Raw genomic sequence first — 2306 nt, 5'->3', positions numbered from 1 at the left:
TAACAATCTCAAAGGAAAACCTCTTGACGAGGTTCATACAATTTACTGGCTATTCGGCACGCTGTTGAGTTCTCAAAGAACACGCGCTCACCATCGTAACCCACTCTTTCGAGTGACTCACAACCGGGGCTGGTGTGTCTTAAATTCTAGGCTTTTGGTCTGCGTTCCGGCCCGGTTTTCGCGGCCCGTTCCTGCTGACATGGAGAAAGTTACACCCCGCCGAACGCGGATACAAATCGGGGGTCCGGGACCACGTTTTCGCAGGTAGCACCCCGTGCCGCGACCCCAAACGACGATCATGTGTGACCGGGGCCACTCGAAGAAGTTTCCGACCCGTCCCAGGGCGGCGCGGAGGGCAGGGAAACGACCACGGAAAGCCCACCTCCGGGTACCGCCTCGGCCCGCACGTGCCCGTCGTGCGCCGCCACCGCCGCGCGCACGATGGACAGGCCGAGCCCGGTGCCGGTGCGCGCGGTCCGGTCCGCGCCACCGCGGCGGAACGGCTCGAACAGCTCGTCCACCCGCTCGGGCGCCACGACCTGACCCGACGAGGACACCCGCAGCACCGTCCACTCGGGTCCGCCCTCGGTGCGCACGTCGATCCACCCGCCGGCCACGTTGTGCCGCACGGCGTTCTCCAGCAGGTTCCCCGCGATCCGCTCCAGCAGCGCCGGGTCGCCCACGGCGGGCGCGGGCGCGCTGTGCACCGAGCACCGCACCTGCTTCGCGTCCGCTTCGGACCGCACGGCCCGCCACGCCGACTCCACGACCGCGTTCAGGTCGACGGGTTCGCGCACCGCGAGCCCCACCCCGTCGGTGCGCGCGAGCAGCAGCAGCGCGCTCACCAACTGCTCGGCCCGCTCGGTCGCGGACCGCACCACGGACGCCATCCGGCGCAGCTCGGCCTCGTCGGCGTCCGGATCGGACAGCGTCACGTCCAGTTCGGTCCGGATCACCGCCAGCGGGGTGCGCAGCTCGTGCGAGGCGTTGGCGACGAAGCGCCGCTGCGAGTCGAACGCGGCCTGGAGGCGGTCGAGCATCTCGTCGAACGTGTCGGCCAGCTCCGCGACCTCGTCGCGCGGCCCCTCCAACCGGAGGCGTTCGGCGCCCAGCGACTCGGCGGAGAGCCTGCGCGCCGCGCCGGTCACCTCCTGCACGGGTTTGAGCACGCGACCGGCCATGGTCCACGCGAGCAGCCCGGCGGCGATCACCACCAGCACGAACGCGATGGAACCCGACCGCAGCACGTCGTCCTGCGCCTGCTGGCCGAGCCGGTCGGCGAGCACGCCCGCGTCCACCTCGACCCCGTCCACGACCACGGTGCTGCCCTCGGGGAACCGGGGCGAGGACGCGACCACCCGACCGACCAGCATCCAGCCGAGGAACAGCAGCAGCCCGCTCGCGAACGCGACCAGCGAGGCGGCCAGGAACGTCACGCGCGCCCGCAGGCCGGGGCCCCGCCGGCGCGCCAGTTCAGTCCTCAGTGGAACCCGCCGTGGGCACCCGGTACCCGGACCCGACCACGGTGTCGATGATCCCGGGCTCGCCCAGCTTCTTGCGCAGCGTCATCACGGTGACCCGCACGGTCGTGGTGAACGGGTCGGCGTTCTCGTCCCAGACCCGTTCCAGCAGCTCCTCGCTGCTCACCACGGATCCCTTGGCGGCGAGCAGCACCTCCAGCACGCCGAACTCCTTGCGGGTCAGCTCCACCGGCCGGCCGCCGCGGCGCACGGTCCGGCGCGCCGGGTCCAGTTCGACGTCGCGCGCGGTCAGCAGCGGCGGGGTGGCGGGCGTGGCGCGGCGGGCGAGGGCGCGCACCCTGGCGACCAGCTCGGGGAACGCGAAGGGCTTGGCCAGGTAGTCGTCGGCGCCCAGGGACAGCCCGGCGACCCGGTCGTCCAGCCCGGCGCTGGCGGTGAGCATCATGACCCTGGTCAGCGCGCCGGAGGCCAGGATCTCCTTGCACAGCTCGTCGCCGGACATGCCGGGCAGGTCGCGGTCGAGCACGATGACGTCGTACCGCGTCACGGTCGACTTCTCGTGCCCTGTCTCGCCGTCGTAGGCGACGTCCACGGCCATGCCCTCGCGCCGCAGGCCACGCGCGATCGCGTCGGCCAGCGGCACCTCGTCCTCGACTACCAGGATCCGCACCCCACAACGGTGCCACAGATACCTGAGAACGTCCTCAACGGCACCGACGGCGGCCGCGGACGCGGGAACGGCGCGGGGCGCCGGGGCGTTAGCCCCCGGGTCCCCCCCCGAGCCGGGGGGCGTGGCGATCGCGGGCCCCGGCGCCCCCCCCGGCC

The 2306-nt window shown here is 71.9% G+C and carries 2 protein-coding genes; both read right to left on the bottom strand.

Annotated elements, in window-relative coordinates; genetic code table 11:
- Positions 1 to 296 precede the first annotated feature (296 nt).
- A complete protein-coding gene (locus AB0G50_RS35840; RefSeq protein WP_360118564.1) occupies positions 297 to 1436 on the bottom strand; it encodes a HAMP domain-containing sensor histidine kinase in 1140 nt (379 codons plus the stop codon).
- 37 nt (positions 1437 to 1473) lie between these two features.
- Positions 1474 to 2151, bottom strand: coding sequence for a response regulator transcription factor (locus tag AB0G50_RS35835; RefSeq protein ID WP_360118561.1), 678 nt, complete (start codon positions 2149 to 2151; stop codon positions 1474 to 1476).
- Between the last annotated feature and the right edge of the window lie 155 nt (positions 2152 to 2306).

The organism is Actinosynnema sp. NPDC020468, from assembly GCF_040642015.1.
GTDB lineage: Bacteria > Actinomycetota > Actinomycetes > Mycobacteriales > Pseudonocardiaceae > Actinosynnema.
This window is presented reverse-complemented; position numbering and strand designations above follow the sequence as displayed.